Below are 960 nucleotides of genomic sequence, written 5' to 3' on the forward strand. Positions count from 1 at the left end.
CATTGTGTATCCAGCGGCGGCCGGAGGTTTGGTTGGTGTCTCTTTGGGCGACCAGATCGAGGTTTGTGCCTGCGGCGATGGTCTGGCTTTGCGGGCTGGTGATCGCTACGCCGTCCTCGCCATGCAGCAGGATGATTTTTTGCTGGCCTGCCTGATCTTTGGATTTGCTCTTGCCGTCTTTGTCGGTATTTGACCCAGCTTCAAAGCTTTTGCTGGTGTGTACATGGTGGTGCAGATGGCCGGTGGTGGCTTTGTCGCCTGCGCTGTTGTCGGGCTTGACGGTTTTATCACCGTCGCCAGTTTCGATGGTGTCGGCGAGTTGGTTGGTGGCGGTTTCACCCAGGCTTTGGGCTAGCGCAAGAGCCGATTCCAGCTGGCTTTGCGCGGGGCTGCGGTCGAGTTGTTTGCCGCTGGCACCGCTTTTGGCTTCGGTACTAATCAGCAGGCCATTAGCGCGGATGGCGCCCTGATTATCCGTGCGTAATTCAAAGCCTTCGCCGCGTGGCTCACCCTTACCATCGGTTCTTGGGTGAATTAAATAGCCAAGGTTAAGCTGGGTTTTGCCGTGTTCGCTGGATAATTTGGTGCGAACTTCGCCCTTAGTATCATCAAACAGCAGCTCGCCATACTGGCCACCTTCATGTTCTTTGGTTTTGATGCCAGACAGGGTTTTATTGGCGGGCAGTGCGCCTGCGCCACTAAAAGTCGGCACGGGGTGGCTGCCGTTATAGACCACGCCGGTGATGATGGGGCGGTCGATGTCGCCTTCGATAAAATCGACTAAAACTTCCTGGCCGATGCGCGGGATAAACTGATGCCCAAAGCCTGCACCGGCCGATGGGTAGGCGACGCGGATCCAGCAGGAGGATTTATCATCCAGATTTGCGCCAAACTCCGGGTGCTCGGCAGCGCGCTGCCAGTGAAATTGCACCTTGATCCGCCCCTGCTCGTCGGTGTGGA

1 protein-coding gene is annotated in these 960 nt (G+C 56.9%); it reads right to left on the reverse strand.

Translation table 11 applies throughout. The features are described from left to right. Positions 1-960 (reverse strand): type VI secretion system Vgr family protein (locus HA050_RS21700; protein WP_166830584.1); only part of this gene is annotated, 960 nt, incomplete at both ends.

The organism is Iodobacter violaceini, assembly GCF_011601265.1.
In the GTDB taxonomy this organism is placed as follows: domain Bacteria; phylum Pseudomonadota; class Gammaproteobacteria; order Burkholderiales; family Chitinibacteraceae; genus Iodobacter; species Iodobacter violaceini.